This window comes from Klebsiella sp. CN_Kp088, assembly GCF_040064335.1.
Taxonomy (GTDB): Bacteria; Pseudomonadota; Gammaproteobacteria; order Enterobacterales; family Enterobacteriaceae; genus Klebsiella; species Klebsiella aerogenes.
In genome coordinates this window covers 220479-237143 of sequence record NZ_JBEAIQ010000021.1, presented here as the reverse complement: position 1 = coordinate 237143, position 16665 = coordinate 220479, and the positions used below count along the sequence as shown (strand labels likewise).

Genomic DNA, 16665 nt, shown 5'->3' with positions numbered 1-16665 from the left:
GCCGGCGGATATATCCGTCATAAGCAATCGAAGGAGTTGGTATGTCTGTACAGATCAATATGCCACAGGGAAATAATATCGAACAATCACAGACAGATGAACGCAGGTTTACCCGTCTGGGATGGTTGGTGATCGGCATTGGATTAGCGGGTTTTTTTCTGTGGGCGAGCCTGGCACCATTGGATAAGGGAGTAGCATCCCCTGGATCAGTTACGGTCTCTGGTAATCGTAAAACTATTCAGTCTCCTGCGGGAGGAATAGTCAGAAACATAGCCGTGAAAGAGGGCGAAAAAGTTAAGGCCGGTGAGGTTTTAGTGCAGATGAGTCAGGTTCAGGCTCAAGCTCAGGTCGATTCCTTACAGGATCAATATTACACAACGCTGGCAACGGCAGGCAGGTTATTAGCAGAAAGGGATAACCTCAGTGAGATTCGCTTTTCCCCTGTTTTTGACACACTCAAAGATAGTCCTCGTGTCGCAGAAATCATAGCCTTGCAAGTTCAGCTTTTTTCTTCTCGACAGCAAGCGCTGCGAAGTGAAATTGATGGTTTCAGGCAGTCCAGTGACGGTATTCGTTTTCAGCTAAAAGGATTGCAAGATTCTCGCATTAACAAACAAATTCAGTTGAGTAGCATCCGTGAACAAATGAGTAGCATGAAGCAACTGGCTGCGGAAGGATATTTACCGAGGAACCGTTACCTGGAAGCACAACGCCAGTTCGCAGAAATTAATAGCAGCATTGATGAAACAATAGGACGAATCGGTCAACTCCAGAAGCAGTTGCTTGAATCACAGCAGCGAATCGAACAACGGTATGCCGATTATCAACGTGAAGTCAGAACACAACTCGCACAAACTCAGATGGATGCCAATGATTTCAAGAATAAGCTGGATATGGCCAAATATGATCTTGGTAACACGTCCATCATTTCTCCTGTAGATGGCACGGTAGTAGGGCTAACTATTTTCACCCAAGGTGGTGTAGTAGGGGCCGGAGAGCATCTGATGGATATCGTCCCAAGCGAAGCATCACTGATCGTCGACTCTCGCCTCAAAGTTGAGATGATTGATAAAGTCTATAAAGGTCTACCTGTTGAGTTGATGTTTACCGCGTTTAATCAGAATAAAACGCCAAAAATACCCGGAACGGTGACGCTGGTATCTGCTGACCGTTTGGTTGATAAGGGGACCGGGGAACCCTTTTACCAGATGCAGGTGACGGTCACGCCAGAAGGGATCAAAATGCTACAAGGCGCTGATATTAAGCCTGGCATGCCAGTAGAAGTATTCGTTAAAACAGGGTCACGTTCATTGCTGAGCTATTTGTTCAAGCCAATTTTAGATCGCGCTCGTACATCATTGACTGAGGAATAATTTTGATTCAGGTTAAACGGCAGATTTATGGTCTGACCATAAGTGCATTGACACTTATGATTTCTGCACCTGTTTATTCGTTAGGAATTTTGGATGCATATTCTTTGGCACTTGAAAAAGATCCAACATTCCAGGCAGCAATTAAAGAAAAAGAGGCAGGGAATGAAACAGAGAACATTGGTCGTGCAGGGCTTTTGCCAAAAGTTTCACTGAATTATCAAAATGCCCCGCGTAACTGGCAAACGCAGCAATATCAGACAAGCGATTTTTTTGGCAATGTCAGTGATGTAACAAAACGGCAACAATACCGTAGCTATGCGGGATCGGTAACATTGACCCAATCCATTTTTGACTATGAAGCATATGCAAAATATAAGTCCGGTGTTGCGCAATCACTAATGGCGGATGAAAAATATCGTGGTAAATACCTGGATTTGGCTGTGAGAGTTATAACTGCCTATGTGGGAGTCGCGTACGCCAAGGACCAAATCGCATTGGCTGAAGCTCAAAAAGAGGCTTATAAAGAGCAACTAGCGTTAAATGATCGCTTAGTTAGCGCCGGAGAGGGGACGGTCACCGATGTTGCTGAAACTCAAGCTCGCTATAGCCTGGCTGAAGCCCAGCTTATTGAAGCCCGGGATGCGTTAGATTCTGCCCAACGTGACCTTGAAGTGATCATTGGCATCCCTCTGGAGCAGCTTGACGAACTGCAGACTCTTCGTGCCGGAAAGTTCCAGATCAGGCCATTACAACCGGCCAGATTTGAAGATTGGCAGCAGATTGCCATGGAGCGAAATCCGTTACTAATGTCATCCCGGCATGGCGTCGATGCCGCCAAATATGAGGTGGAGAGGAACCGAGCGGGTTTTATGCCGCAAGTTCAACTTTATGCCTCGCATTCAGAGAATGATTCCAGCAGCGATAACACGGTTAATCAGAAATACCGAACGGATAGCATTGGCGTGCAGGTCAGTATGCCGATCTATTCTGGCGGAAGTGTGGCTGCATCAACCCGCCAGGCAGCGGCTCGTTATGGTCAGGCAAAGTACGAGCTTGATGCGCAAGTTGGTAATGTTATTAATGATTTACGTAAGCAGTTTAATCTATGTATTAGTAGCCAGGCAAAGCTTCTTGCCTATGATTTTGCGGTTAAGTCAGCCACCACACAGGTGGAGGCAACACGTAAGAGTGTGCTGGCGGGGCAGCGCGTCAACGTTGATGTTTTGAATGCTGAGCAACAACTTTATGGTGCGCAACGGGATCTTGCAGAGGCGAAATATACCTACATCAAAGCGTGGATATCATTGCTCAGCGATTCCGGGACCTTGAATGAAAAAGACATCAGTAGGGCAGCATCATATTTTTCCAGGCCTGTAAACTAAAGGATAAGAATCTACTTTATTGATAATTTTTCTCTTTTTACTCGGCTAACTGATGGGTTAGTCGAGTATGTTGGTGGGGCATTATGTTGTATAAGTGATAGTCATTTTATTGGTATGGTTTTTTCTGGGTTTTCGTATTATTTTTCAGGCATGGGGTAAAGGAAAAGGACTAAATGTATTTTTCTATCATTTTTGGCAGTTGCAGTTATGTGTAATGCTAATATCTTGTTGATGTCCGCATACTTGTCATAATTTTTGTGTATTAGGGTAGTACTAATCTTAAGGTGTATAAGGATATTCGGCTGTATGAATACAAAGGAAAGTATCAAGTTAATTCTTCTTTATTATCATTTCCCACGATTGATACAGGTTCACCCTGATTTTGAATCAATCAGAATCCTCCAATTCCCGCGAAAGTAATACTAATCGATGCGGATGTCTGTTGCATAAGCAACTGTGTAGACAAATGAGAAAGTACTGATGGATTTGAGAAAAAGAAACGGAGAAAGTTGTATCTCCGTATTGACTTTTTATGATTCAAGTTTACCAAATGGGAACTGACTTGTTTGGTAAAAGACCTTGAATTTTATAGGATGAAATCAGTACCCGATTACTACAGGGTGCGCTAAAACAGTATAATGACGTCAGTTCACGGCGTAGGAGTTCTTATGTTCACACGTGGCCGAGTTCAAAGGAGAGACTGTTGGGGATAAGCTGCAATTTTGTCCAGTCTGATTGAGCCAGACAGAGATAACGTACCTGAGGGCCGATGCTCCAGGGCATAGGTTCTTTTGATCAATAGATAACTTTGTTTTTACTTGAGGATTTCAATATGTTGCTTCCTGTAATTATGGCTGGTGGAACGGGTAGCCGTCTATGGCCGATGTCTCGCGAGCTCTATCCGAAGCAGTTTTTGAGGCTCTATGGCCAGAATTCGATGTTACAGGAAACTATCACCCGCTTATCTGGACTTGATACCCAAGAGCCAATGGTTATCTGCAATGAGGAACACCGCTTTCTGGTTGCCGAGCAGTTAAGACAATTAGATAAACTATCCCATAATATCATGCTTGAACCAGTAGGGCGGAATACTGCGCCTGCAATAGCCCTTGCTGCGCTACAAGCGACAAAGAATGGGGACGACCCTCTGCTGCTGGTTCTTGCTGCTGACCATATCATCAATAATGTTCAGGTCTTCCACAATGCCATCCAGGTAGCTCAGAAGTATGCTGAAGTTGGCCACCTCGTGACATTTGGCATCGTACCGGGTTCAGCCGAAACTGGTTATGGCTATATTCAGCGTGGAGATGCTTTAGATGACTCCCAACAGACATCTTATAAAGTAGCTCGATTTGTTGAAAAACCAGATCGTGCCCGCGCTGAAACTTATCTTGCTTCTGGGGATTACTACTGGAACAGCGGGATGTTTATGTTCCGCGCTAAGAAATACCTTTCTGAGTTGGCTAAGTTTCGCCCAGACATTCTTGATTCTTGTAAACAAGCCATCGCTAGTGCGGATGACGGGAGTGATTTTATCAGTATAGCTCATGATATTTTCAGCAATTGCCCTGATGAGTCTGTTGATTATGCCGTGATGGAAAAAACATCAGATGCTATTGTCGTGGGCCTGGATGCTGACTGGAATGACGTCGGCTCCTGGTCCGCTCTGTGGGATGTTAGCCCGAAAGATCAGCAGGGCAACGTTTTGACTGGGGACTCTTGGGTGCATAATAGTCAAAACTGTTACATTAATAGTGACGGTCAGTTGGTTGCAGCTATCGGTGTAGAGAATCTGGTTATTATCAGTACAAAAGATGCTGTACTGGTCATGGATAAAGACCGTGCTCAGGATGTAAAGAAAATTGTAGAGCATTTAAAACACAATCAACGTAGTGAATATAAACGCCATCGTGAAATTTATCGCCCATGGGGGCGTAGCGATGTCATCGTACAGACACCACGCTTTAATGTTAATCGGATTACTGTAAAGCCTGGGGGGGCTTTTTCTATGCAAATGCACCATCATCGTGCTGAACATTGGGTTATCCTTTCAGGTACTGGTCAGATCACAGTTAATGGTAAACAATTTTTACTAACGGAAAATCAATCTACCTTCATTCCCATTGGTGCTGAACATTGCCTTGAAAACCCAGGGAAAATTCCGTTAGAAGTTCTGGAGATTCAATCCGGAACTTACCTTGGTGAAGATGATATTATTCGAATTAAAGACCAGTATGGTCGCTGCTAACAATTACTAGGGACTTAAAAATGGCGCAGCTTAACTGCTTTAAAGCATATGATATTCGTGGCGAATTAGGCGATGAACTGAATGAAGATATTGCCTACCGTATCGGGCGTGCTTATGGTGAGTTTTTGAAACCAAAACGTATTGCTGTAGGTGGTGATGTCCGACTTACTAGTGAGTCTTTGAAGCTGGCATTGGCTAATGGCCTGATGGATGCCGGCACTGATGTACTTGATATTGGTCTGAGTGGTACCGAAGAAATCTACTTTGCCACCTTCCATCTTGGGATTGATGGTGGGATTGAAGTGACGGCCAGTCATAATCCAATGAATTACAATGGTATGAAATTGGTGCGTGATAATGCGAAGCCGATTAGTGGTGATACTGGGTTACGTGATATTCAGAGGCTTGCCGAAGAAAATAATTTCCCTCCTGTTGATATTAACCGCCGTGGGACATTGCATAAGATTACCATATTGCAGGAGTACGTCGATCACCTGATGAGCTACGTCGATCTGGCGAACTTCAATCGTCCGCTTAAGCTTGTAGTAAATTCAGGTAATGGTGCGGCAGGTCATGTAATCGACGAAATTGAAAAGCGTTTTATCGCCGCTGGAGCTCCCGTAACTTTTGTTAAAGTACACCATCATCCAGATGGCAACTTCCCTAATGGTATCCCTAACCCTCTTTTGCCTGAGTGTCGTCAGGATACCGCTGATGCGGTTCGTCTGAATAATGCAGATATCGGCATCGCATTTGATGGCGATTTTGACCGTTGCTTTATGTTTGATGATGAGTCCGAATTCATTGAAGGATACTACATTGTCGGTTTACTTGCCGAAGCATTTCTGCAGAAACAACCGGGTGCTAAAATCATTCACGATCCGCGGTTAACATGGAATACAGTCGATATTGTTACCGAGAATGGTGGGATACCAATTATGTCCAAAACAGGACATGCTTTTATTAAAGAGCGGATGCGCCAGGAAGATGCTATTTATGGTGGTGAGATGAGCGCACATCATTATTTCCGCGATTTTGCTTATTGCGATAGTGGCATGATCCCTTGGCTGCTTGTTGCTGAACTATTGTGCCTGAAAAATACTTCCCTGAAAGCGCTGGTGGCCGATCGTCAGGCTGCGTTTCCTGCGTCAGGTGAGATTAACCGTAAGCTGAAGAATGCTCCTGAAGCTATTGCGCTTATTCGCGAGCGATACGAACCTTCCGCAGCGCATGTTGATACTACGGATGGCATTAGCATTGAGTACCCCGATTGGCGTTTTAATCTCCGTAGCTCTAATACTGAACCTGTAGTGCGTCTGAATGTGGAATCGAAAGCCGATACCGTCTTGATGAACAGTAAAACGGAAGAAATCTTAGCTCTTCTGCGCTAGCGATTTATCAGGGACGTAACCATTAATGAGGCTTTCTATTTTTGGTTACGTCTTGACATGCCCTCTGACCGGAGAGTAAAACCGCAAGCAGTTTGATTAATAGTGTGGCCATTCGCTGCCCTCCCGCTAACTGAGTAAAGTGTGAACGAATGAAAATTACAATTTCTGGTATCGGCTATGTTGGTTTATCAAACGGCATCCTGATTGCGCAACACCACGAAGTGGTCGCGCTGGATATCGTACAGTCTAAAGTTGATCTGCTTAACCAGAAGGTATCTCCAATTGTCGATAAAGAAATTCAGGAATACCTGGCAGAAAAGACACTGAATTTCCGTGCGACGACTGACAAGCAGGATGCATACCGCGATGCTGACTATGTCATTATCGCGACACCAACTGACTACGATCCAAAAACTAACTACTTCAATACCTCAACTGTCGAAGCCGTCATTCGCGATGTGACTGAGATTAACCCTGATGCTGTGATGATCATAAAATCGACTATTCCGGTTGGTTTTACTCGTGATATCAAGGAACGACTCGGTATCGACAATGTGATTTTCTCTCCTGAATTTCTGCGTGAAGGTCGGGCGTTATATGACAATTTGCACCCGTCGCGTATTGTTATTGGTGAACGTTCTGAGCGAGCAGAGCGTTTTGCCAATCTTCTGAAAGAAGGGGCGATTAAACAGGATATCCCGACGCTGTTTACCGATTCGACTGAAGCCGAGGCTATCAAGTTGTTCGCCAACACCTATCTTGCGCTGCGTGTTGCCTATTTCAACGAACTTGATAGCTATGCAGAAAGCCAGGGGTTGAACAGCAAGCAAATTATTGAGGGGGTGTGCCTGGATCCGCGTATTGGCGATCACTACAACAACCCGTCATTCGGCTATGGTGGCTACTGTCTGCCGAAAGACACAAAACAGCTTTTGGCTAACTATGAATCCGTACCAAACAATATTATTGGTGCTATTGTCGATGCGAACCGTACTCGTAAAGATTTTATTGCAGACTCCATTCTTGCGCGCAAACCTAAAGTTGTTGGGGTTTATCGCCTGATAATGAAGAGTGGTTCAGATAACTTCCGCGCCTCTTCAATCCAAGGGATTATGAAGCGCATTAAAGCCAAGGGGATCCCGGTAATTATCTATGAACCGGTGATGCAAGAGGATGAGTTCTTCAATTCTCGTGTGGTCCGTGATCTCGATGCCTTCAAGCAAGAAGCCGATGTCATCATTTCCAACCGCATGGCGGAAGAATTATCTGATGTAACCGATAAGGTCTATACCCGCGATCTGTTCGGCAACGATTAGTTACCTCTTGTACTAAGGGCTGGCGGTGTTGTTGCCGCCAGTCTGATTGATTCCATCGTCAACAATTTGTTCACTGATTATATTCCGTTCAATTTTCTCTAAACATCCCGAGTCGTGCGATGTGTGCTGTAATTTTGCTCTAAACTCATTGTAGGTAATGTGGTGGTCAGATATGTTAAATCACACTCTTGTAAAGAGCTGCCGTCACTGAGATGTTGATGCCGAAAATAAGCGCTGTAAGGGTAAAGAAGCCTACAATGAGGGCTTTTTTTGTTTTTGTTAACCCGTCCTGAATAGCGTTGACACGTTCCTGACTTAAATCCGGAGAACGTGATGATGACTGAGTTCAAACGCACCCAACGTGATTATCCTCTATCCTTTAAAATAGCTGTTGTAGAGCAAGTTGAAAAAGGTGAGATGACCTATAAACAAGCCCAGCAGCGGTATGGCATTCAGGGGCGCTCCACCGTTCTTGTCTGGCTGCGTAAATATGGGCGGCTTGACTGGAGCCCCGGACTTCCTGACCTGGTGAAGAGGAAACTGCCCGTGGCCCAGACGACTATCCCGCTTACACCCGAGCAAAGAATCAGGGAACTTGAAGCTCAGCTTGAGCTCTTCCGCTGTGCAGCGGCACGGCTTATCTGAGTCTGGTCACTGATGCCTGCTCCAGAAAAATCGTGGGTTACCATGTTGGGGAAAACTTGCAGACAGAAAACGTGGTAAAAGCGTTCAGACAAGCACTGAGGGGGAGAAAAACGACAGGTCCGCTGGTCCATAACTCTGACAGAGGACTGCAAAACTGTTCGGTACTTTATCAGTCAGTCCATGAGAGAAATGGGATAACTTGTTCAATGACCGATGGTTATGACTGCTACCAGAATGCGCTGGCTGAGCGAGTAAACGGTATCCTGAAAAATGAATTTTTACTCTCGCGCCCTGCGGACCTGGCGCAGGTCCGGGAAATGGTAAAAGAATCCGTGTCAATTTATAACCATGAGCGGCCACACCTGGCCCTGAAATACAAAACGCCCGATGAAGTTCATCAGGCATTTACAGACGAAAAGCTGTCAACCTATATCAGGACTAGTCATGTACCAACTTCCCGACTGCGCGGCATGCATGGCGTTGTCTAAACTGAGTTTTACTCAACCACATGAAAAAAGGCAAAAAAACCGCAATCTGGATTGCGGTTCAGGAAGACAGATGTGAGCACTCAGACGTTGTAATACCCTTTGTACCACTTCACAAAATTCTTAACCCCGTTCTTAACAGACGTCTGCGGTTTAAAGCCCACAAGGTCATACAACGGCTTGGTGTCCGCGCTGGTTTCCAGTACATCGCCGGGCTGCATTGGCATCATATTCTTCTCGGCCTCCATTCCCATCGCTTCTTCCAGGGCGGTGATGTATTCCATCAACTCGACCGGCGAGCTGTTACCGATGTTGTAAATGCGGTAAGGGGCTGAACTGGTTGCTGGTGAGCCATTCTCTACCGTCCACTCTGCATCTGGCTGTGGGATAATATCCTGTACACGAATGATTGCTTCCACGATGTCATCGATATAGGTGAAGTCGCGCTTCATTTTGCCGTAGTTATAGACGTCAATACTTTTACCTTCCAGCATGGCTTTGGTGAATTTAAACAACGCCATATCCGGACGGCCCCATGGACCATACACAGTGAAAAAGCGTAATCCGGTGGTGGGAATGCCATACAGATGAGAATAGGTATGTGCCATCAGCTCGTTGGCTTTTTTTGTCGCGGCATACAGCGATACCGGATGATCGACCGAATCGTCGGTGGAGAAAGGCATTTTGCGGTTCAGTCCATACACCGAGCTGGAAGAGGCATACAGCAAATGCTGTACTTTGTTGTGCCGGCAGCCTTCCAGAATGTTCAGAAAACCGATTAGGTTAGCATCAGCATAGGCGTGAGGATTTTCTAACGAGTAACGAACACCGGCCTGTGCCGCCAGGTGGATCACACGTTCAAACTTCTCAGTGGCGAAAATTTGCGCCATTTCTTCTCGATCGGCAAGTTCGGTTTTATAGAAGGTGAACAGGGGAGACTGCAGTAGATCCAGACGAGACTGCTTAAGACTGACATCGTAGTAGTCATTCATGTTGTCGACACCAACAACCTTGTGACCTGCCTCCAGAAGGCGCTTGCTTACATGAAAACCGATAAATCCTGCGGCTCCAGTGACTAAAAACTTCATATTCATCCTCCGGGGGGCTTGTTACCCGCTATATATTTGCTTATTTTACACTGGCTTGCCTCAGAGGTCATCTGCTTTACCGTTGCAAGATATGGGTAGATGACATGACGCACTGACCTGCCCCCAATTAGAAACGACCGTCAGTTAGTTATGTCGGTTTGTTTCTCTTCACATTTTCCATTTCACCACCGTGCTGCAAACTCTGATGGCGTCTGATAATTCAGTGCCGAATGTGGCCATCACTCGTTATAATCCTGCCGCCAGTCGTTAATGATTCTCCTGGCTTGAATGATATGCTGAGCTAGAGCTCATTCAGACACTCATCGCGAAATCGCCCGTTAAAGCTCTCAATAAATCCGTTCTGCGTTGGTTTACCCGGCCGGATTAACTGTCACTCAACACCACGTTCAAAGGCCCATTGATCCAGTGCGCGGCAAGTGAACTCCGGCCCCTGGTCCGTTCTTATCGTCGCCGGATAGCCTCGAAATAGTGCAATACTATCCATAATATGAGTGACCTGAACGCCTGAAATCCCGAATGCGATGATAATTGTCAGACACTCCTTAGTGAAGTCGACCACACAGGCCAGGCACTTGATCCTGCGACCGGTGGTCAGCGTGTCCATGACGAAATCCATTGAACAGGTCAGATTGGGTGACGCCGAGCGGAGCAGCGGCAGATGCTCCGTTGCCAGGCCTTTACGACTCCGTCTGCGTTTTGCGCCCAGCCCGCAGAGATGATACAGGTGGTACACGCGCTTGTGATTAGCATGAAGGTCATCACGGCGCAGTAACTGCCAGATGCGGCGGTAGCCAAAACGCCTGCGCTCTAGTGCCAGTTCAGTGATGCGCCCTGATAAAAGCGCATTAGACGCCGGACGCTGTCCCACGTAGTGGCAGGTCGACAGAGACAAACCTGTAAGCCTGCAGGCACGACGTTGCGATAGACCGGTCGCATCACTCATAAACTTAACGGCTTCCCGCTTGTGGTCTGTCGTCCGTACTTTCGCCCAGAGCCACCTGAAGTGCCTCCTTACCAGGCATGGCTTCAGCAAGCAGATTCTTGAGTCTGGCGTTCTCTTCCTCAAGCGACTTCAGGCGCTTAACCTCGTGCTCCTCCATTCCGCCTTACTTCTTGCGCCAGGTGTAAAAGGTGGGGTCGGAAATGGCGTGCTTACGGCAGCGCTCACGGGCAGAAACCCCGGCTTCAGCCTCACACGGAGAGTACTAATGATCTGTTCGTCGGAAAAAGGCTTCTTCATGGGGATGTTCTCATGTAGCTTATGAAGACATTACTAACATCGGTGTGTATTAATCAACGGGGAGCAGGTCAGCACCACCTGCCATTCCGAGCTGTGTCCGGACCTGTTTGTGCATTTTAGTGCAAATAGTAATTATTATCATACATAAAATAACTTAGCATAATAATAATACCTGCTGTTTTTTATTGTGAATAGTATCAGTTAGGTCAGATTGTAAGCAACTCATGGGGCTGGCATATCAACGTATTATTGTATCTATTTATAAATTTTAAGGGTTAACGCACAGTTCTATTAATTATTGTTATGTTAATAGAAAAGTTGTTTTATTTTATCTTTTAATATCAATGTGTTGCGTATTTTTCTTTTAAAGGTTTAATTTCTGTATAAATAATGTTCGCTTCTTGTCTGAAGGATTAGTCACGCTTTTTCATTTTTATTCTTCATGAGCAGAGCTATAATGTGCCGGTATTTTATGTTCTTGCCATTGAATTATTGAAAAAACAAACTAACAAATCCGTGCTGGATTCAGTGTGATTCCTATTAACTAATGCGGAATACCTCAATAGGAAGAGGAGTTGAGAGTGGTCGATCTCAGGATAATTTCTTCTATATCAGTGCTTCACTGAGGTCGGGGGGGGGGCTGAGAGAGGGCTGTATCGTTTTAGGGATGAACGAAATCTATCCTTGCTAAAGACCTGCTTATGCATGACATAGTAAATGAGAAAGTCCTGATGGATTAAGTGATCTAAAACGGTGAAAATGGGCGGATAAATTCTGGTTATGCCAAGTGCCATGAGTTTGAGAACAAAGCTATGTTTACTGGCATAGCTCTGTTCTTACAGGATGGCTTACTTGGGTATGACATATGAACTTTAATCATAAACAAGTGGACGCCTGACGGTTGCTGTGCCGATTTTTAGCACTGATAGTCACAGTTAAGCATACAGTTCGGCAGCATTACGCATTTTGGTTGCGATAGCCAATGGCGGTAGCGTGTCTGCAGTTTACAATGTATTCTTTACTAACATTTAACTTATTGAAAAATGAGAGAGAGTATGAAGATCCTTGTCACCGGTGGCGCTGGGTTTATTGGTTCTGCCGTTGTTCGTCATATCATTGAGAATACTCAGAATGACGTTCGCGTTATGGACTGCCTGACTTACGCAGGTAATCTCGAGTCTCTGGCTTCTGTAGCCGACAACAGCCGTTATTCTTTCTCGCGTACGGATATCACCGACGCCCAGAGCGTGGCTCAACAGTTCAGTGAGTTTCAGCCTGATATTGTAATGCACCTGGCTGCCGAAAGCCATGTTGACCGCTCTATTGACGGTCCGGCCGCTTTTATCCAGACCAACCTGATTGGCACCTTTACCCTGCTGGAAGCGGCCCGTCACTACTGGTCCTCCCTCGATGAGACAGCAAAGCAGACCTTCCGCTTCCACCATATCTCCACGGATGAAGTCTATGGCGACCTCGACGGTACCGACGCTCTCTTTACTGAAGAGACGTCTTACGCGCCAAGCAGCCCGTACTCGGCCTCTAAAGCCGGTAGCGACCATCTGGTTCGCGCCTGGAACCGTACCTACGGCCTGCCGGTCGTGGTGACCAACTGCTCCAACAACTATGGCCCGTACCACTTCCCGGAAAAACTGATCCCGCTGACCATTCTTAACGCCATCGCGGGTAAACCGCTGCCGGTGTATGGCAACGGTGAGCAGATCCGAGACTGGCTCTACGTCGAAGACCATGCCCGGGCGCTGTATAAGGTAGCGACTGAAGGCCGGAACGGTGAAACCTACAATATTGGCGGTCATAACGAGCGTAAAAATATCGATGTGGTCCGTACGATTTGCAGCATCCTGGACAAGGTGGTGGAGCAGAAGCCGGGCAATATCAGCCACTTTGCTGACCTGATCACCTTTGTGAAGGACCGTCCGGGTCATGACCTGCGCTATGCGATTGATGCTGCAAAAATTGAGCGTGACCTTGGCTGGGTACCGCAGGAGACCTTTGAAAGCGGGATCGAGAAAACCGTTCACTGGTATCTGAACAACACTACCTGGTGGCAGCGCGTGCTGGACGGCTCGTATGCCGGTGAACGTCTTGGCCTGAATAACTGAATAAGGATATAAACTCATGAAAGGTATTGTTCTGGCCGGCGGCTCCGGCACCCGTTTATATCCCATCACTCAGGGCGTGTCTAAACAGCTGCTGCCGATTTACGACAAGCCGATGATCTATTATCCAGTATCCGTTCTGATGCTGGCCGGGATCCGCGATATTCTGATCATTACCACCCCGGAAGATATGCCGGCATTCCAGCGTCTGCTGGGTGACGGTTCACAGTTCGGGGTGAACTTCAGTTACGCCATTCAGCCGTCCCCGGATGGTCTGGCGCAGGCCTTTATTATCGGTGAAGAGTTCATCGGTAACGACGCCTGTGCGTTGGTGCTGGGCGACAACATCTATTTCGGTCAGAGTTTTGGCCGGAAACTGGATGCGGCGGCCAGCAAAACGTCTGGTGCCACCGTGTTTGGCTATCAAGTACTCGACCCGGAACGTTTCGGCGTGGTGGAGTTCGATGAGCACTTCAGAGCGCTGTCGATTGAGGAAAAACCGCTGAAACCTAAATCTGACTGGGCGGTGACCGGCCTGTATTTCTACGACAACGACGTGGTGGAGATGGCGAAAGCCGTCAAACCGTCTGCGCGCGGTGAGTTGGAAATCACTACCCTGAACCAGATGTATCTGGAGCGCGGCGATCTGCAGGTGGAATTGCTGGGACGTGGTTTTGCCTGGCTGGATACAGGAACACATGACAGCCTGATTGAGGCCTCACAGTTCATTCATACCATCGAGAAACGTCAGGGGATGAAGGTTGCCTGTCTGGAAGAGATCGCTTTCCGTAACCAGTGGCTGTCTGCGGAAGGGGTGGCGGCGCAGGCCGAAAAGTTAAAGAAAACCGAATATGGCGCTTATCTGCAGCGTCTGCTCAGCGAACGCTAATGGCCTGCCGACCATTTACACAGAGTATTTAATCATGAAAATTTTACTGATTGGTAAGAACGGGCAGGTAGGCTGGGAGCTCCAACGTTCACTGTCTACCCTGGGAGAGGTAGTGGCGGTTGACTACTTCGATGCGGAATTGTGCGGTGACCTGACCAATCTCGAAGGTATTGCTCAGACCGTCCGCCAGGTGAAACCGGATGTGATTGTGAATGCAGCGGCGCATACCGCTGTTGATAAAGCGGAAAGCGAGCGCGAGCTGTCTGATCTGCTGAATGACCGGGGCGTAGCTGTGCTGGCAGAAGAGTCAGCGAAGCTGGGGGCTCTGATGGTACATTACTCCACCGACTACGTGTTCGACGGGGAGGGGAGTCACTATCGTCAGGAAGATGAGGCCACCGGGCCATTGAATGTCTACGGTGAAACCAAACGTGCCGGTGAGCTGGCGTTGCAGCAGGGTAACCCGCGTCATCTAATTTTCCGCACCAGCTGGGTGTACGCCACCCGCGGGGCGAACTTTGCCAAAACCATGCTGCGGCTAGCGGCTGAGAAGGAGACGCTGTCGATCATTGACGATCAACATGGTGCACCTACCGGGGCAGAGCTGTTGGCAGACTGTACCGCCATCGCTATTCGTGAAGAACAGCTTAATAGGGCGGTGGCAGGTATTTACCACCTGGTGGCCAGCGGAGAAACCAACTGGTATGACTACGCACGCTTTGTATTTGATGTTGCTCGTACGCATGGCACAGCTCTGGCGGTGAAAGAAGTTAACGGTATCCCGACTACGGCCTACCCGACGCCGGCAAAACGTCCGTTGAACTCGCGTCTGTCGAATGAAAAGTTCCAGCGGGTGTTCGGTGTGACGTTACCGGACTGGCGCCAGGGTGTAGAACGGGTTGTGGTTGAAGTTTTAGGTAAATAGGTGAACAACTAGTATGAATATTATTAAAACAGATATTCCTGAGGTCCTGATTTTTGAACCCCGCGTGTTCGGTGATGCGCGCGGCTTTTTCTTTGAAAGCTTTAGCAGCAAGATGTTTGATGAGGCAGTGGGTCGTCATGTTGAGTTTGTACAGGACAACCATTCGCAGTCACAGAAAGGCGTGCTGCGCGGCCTGCACTATCAGTTGGCCCCACATGCTCAAGGCAAACTGGTACGCTGCACCGAAGGTGAAGTGTTCGATGTGGCAGTGGACGTGCGTCGTTCATCCCCGACTTTCGGTCAGTGGGTTGGCGTGGTGCTGAGCGCAGAGAACAAGCGTCAGCTGTGGATTCCGGAAGGATTTGCGCATGGCTTTATGGCCCTGAGTGAGACGGTACAGTTTGTCTATAAAGCAACCAACTACTATGCGCCACAGTCTGAGCGCAGTATTCTCTGGAATGACCCAGAAATTGGCATCAAATGGCCTGACATTGATGATATTCAGCTTTCTGCAAAAGATCTGAATGGATTATTATTGAGTGATGCTGAAGTATATAATTAATTCATGAATATAAACGATAAAATTGCGGTCCTGCTCTGCACCTACAATGGTGAGATGTATTTAAAGGAGCAGATTGATTCGATAATTAATCAGACCTATAAGAATTGGGTTATTTATGTTTCAGATGATGGTTCCACGGATGGAACCATTGCTATTCTAGAGGAGTACCAGCGTAAGTTAGGAGAAGGCCGTCTACACATTACACATGGTCCTCGTAAAGGATTTGCCTGGAATTTTATCTCCTCTTTACAAAGTAACGGCTCTGACTGTAACTATTTTGCTTTTTGCGACCAGGATGATATTTGGTATGACGATAAGCTTGAGCGTGGTGTTCGATATCTTGCCAGCTTTAGTGAGTTTAATAAACCAGCGGTTTACTGTGGCCGTACACAACTAATAGATGGTGACGGCCATCCTATTGGTTTTTCTCCATTATTCGAATATACCCCCTCTTTTTGTAATGCCCTCGTGCAGAGCATCGCTGGTGGGAATACTATGATTCTGAATCATCAGGCACGGGAGTTGGTATCCCAAACTCCGTGTTATGATGAAATTATCTCGCATGACTGGTGGATCTATATTCTTGTTTCTGGTTGCAATGGTCATATATATTATGACCCGCATCCTGCTATTCTTTATCGCCAACATGGCCAAAATATCATTGGCTCTAATATTTCAATGACGGCAAGGCTTTTGCGCATCAGAAAGCTGATGGATGGTAAATTCAAAAACTGGAATCAAAAGAATATTGATCTGCTGATGAGCCTTAATGAATACTTAACTCCTGATAGTAAAATTAAGTTAGGAAATTTCATTAGATTACGAAGCGCATGCCTGGTCGATCGATTGCGTGTTTTTTGTTTACTAAAACCCTATCGTCAAACTACTCTAGGTAATATTGCGTTGTTTATGGCAGTCCTTTTAAAGAAGTTATAACGACGGCCACTTCTTTTCCCAGTACAGCATTAAAACAGCAAGAGGAT

At 46.8% G+C, this 16665-nt stretch carries 11 protein-coding genes and 2 pseudogenes; 11 read left to right on the top strand and 2 right to left on the bottom strand.

Annotated features, from left to right (window positions below):
- Positions 1 to 41: 41 nt before the first annotated feature.
- The 6 genes and pseudogenes from ABLV08_RS11790 (at position 42) to ABLV08_RS11765 (ending at position 8843) form a co-directional block, all read left to right on the top strand.
- A complete protein-coding gene (locus ABLV08_RS11790; RefSeq protein ID WP_045389194.1) occupies positions 42 to 1373 on the top strand; it encodes an HlyD family type I secretion periplasmic adaptor subunit in 1332 nt (443 codons plus the stop codon).
- A gap of 2 nt (positions 1374 to 1375) precedes the next feature.
- Positions 1376 to 2755, top strand: coding sequence for a TolC family outer membrane protein (locus tag ABLV08_RS11785; protein WP_348855884.1), 1380 nt, complete (start codon positions 1376 to 1378; stop codon positions 2753 to 2755).
- A gap of 832 nt (positions 2756 to 3587) precedes the next feature.
- Positions 3588 to 5003: a mannose-1-phosphate guanylyltransferase/mannose-6-phosphate isomerase gene (locus tag ABLV08_RS11780; RefSeq protein WP_348855883.1), complete on the top strand. Its 1416-nt coding sequence runs from the start codon at positions 3588 to 3590 to the stop codon at positions 5001 to 5003.
- Positions 5004 to 5023: 20 nt separating this feature from the next.
- The gene (rfbK, locus tag ABLV08_RS11775; RefSeq protein WP_045389206.1) at positions 5024 to 6394 is read left to right on the top strand and encodes an O9 family phosphomannomutase RfbK; all 1371 of its coding nucleotides are present in this window, start codon (positions 5024 to 5026) and stop codon (positions 6392 to 6394) included.
- 149 nt (positions 6395 to 6543) lie between these two features.
- Positions 6544 to 7710, top strand: a complete 1167-nt coding sequence (gene ugd, locus ABLV08_RS11770) for a UDP-glucose 6-dehydrogenase (RefSeq protein ID WP_045389209.1) — start codon at positions 6544 to 6546, stop codon at positions 7708 to 7710.
- A gap of 333 nt (positions 7711 to 8043) precedes the next feature.
- A pseudogene (locus ABLV08_RS11765) lies at positions 8044 to 8843 on the top strand (IS3 family transposase).
- Between the two features lie 80 nt (positions 8844 to 8923).
- Here ABLV08_RS11765 and ABLV08_RS11760 read toward each other — a convergent pair.
- Together ABLV08_RS11760 and ABLV08_RS11755 are read right to left on the bottom strand one after the other, a co-directional pair.
- The gene (locus ABLV08_RS11760; RefSeq protein WP_063421124.1) at positions 8924 to 9928 is read right to left on the bottom strand and encodes an NAD-dependent epimerase; all 1005 of its coding nucleotides are present in this window, start codon (positions 9926 to 9928) and stop codon (positions 8924 to 8926) included.
- Positions 9929 to 10110: 182 nt separating this feature from the next.
- Positions 10111 to 11189: pseudogene (locus ABLV08_RS11755) on the bottom strand (IS3 family transposase).
- Positions 11190 to 12244: 1055 nt separating this feature from the next.
- On the opposite strand from ABLV08_RS11755, the gene rfbB reads away from it, so the two are divergent.
- Genes rfbB through ABLV08_RS11730 form a run of 5 tightly spaced genes read left to right on the top strand, consistent with a single transcriptional unit; the run spans position 12245 to position 16618 of the window.
- Complete coding sequence (gene rfbB, locus ABLV08_RS11750; RefSeq protein ID WP_045389218.1) at positions 12245 to 13309, top strand: dTDP-glucose 4,6-dehydratase; 1065 nt, start codon at positions 12245 to 12247, stop codon at positions 13307 to 13309.
- Between the two features lie 16 nt (positions 13310 to 13325).
- Positions 13326 to 14195 (top strand): glucose-1-phosphate thymidylyltransferase RfbA, encoded by an 870-nt coding sequence (gene rfbA / locus ABLV08_RS11745; protein WP_045389221.1) that lies wholly within the window; start codon positions 13326 to 13328, stop codon positions 14193 to 14195.
- Positions 14196 to 14229: 34 nt separating this feature from the next.
- The gene (gene rfbD, locus ABLV08_RS11740) at positions 14230 to 15120 is read left to right on the top strand and encodes a dTDP-4-dehydrorhamnose reductase (RefSeq protein WP_063421145.1); all 891 of its coding nucleotides are present in this window, start codon (positions 14230 to 14232) and stop codon (positions 15118 to 15120) included.
- A gap of 13 nt (positions 15121 to 15133) precedes the next feature.
- Positions 15134 to 15682 (top strand): dTDP-4-dehydrorhamnose 3,5-epimerase, encoded by a 549-nt coding sequence (rfbC, locus tag ABLV08_RS11735; protein WP_045389224.1) that lies wholly within the window; start codon positions 15134 to 15136, stop codon positions 15680 to 15682.
- Positions 15683 to 15685: 3 nt separating this feature from the next.
- Positions 15686 to 16618, top strand: a complete 933-nt coding sequence (locus ABLV08_RS11730; RefSeq protein ID WP_348855879.1) for a glycosyltransferase family 2 protein — start codon at positions 15686 to 15688, stop codon at positions 16616 to 16618.
- Positions 16619 to 16665 lie beyond the last annotated feature (47 nt).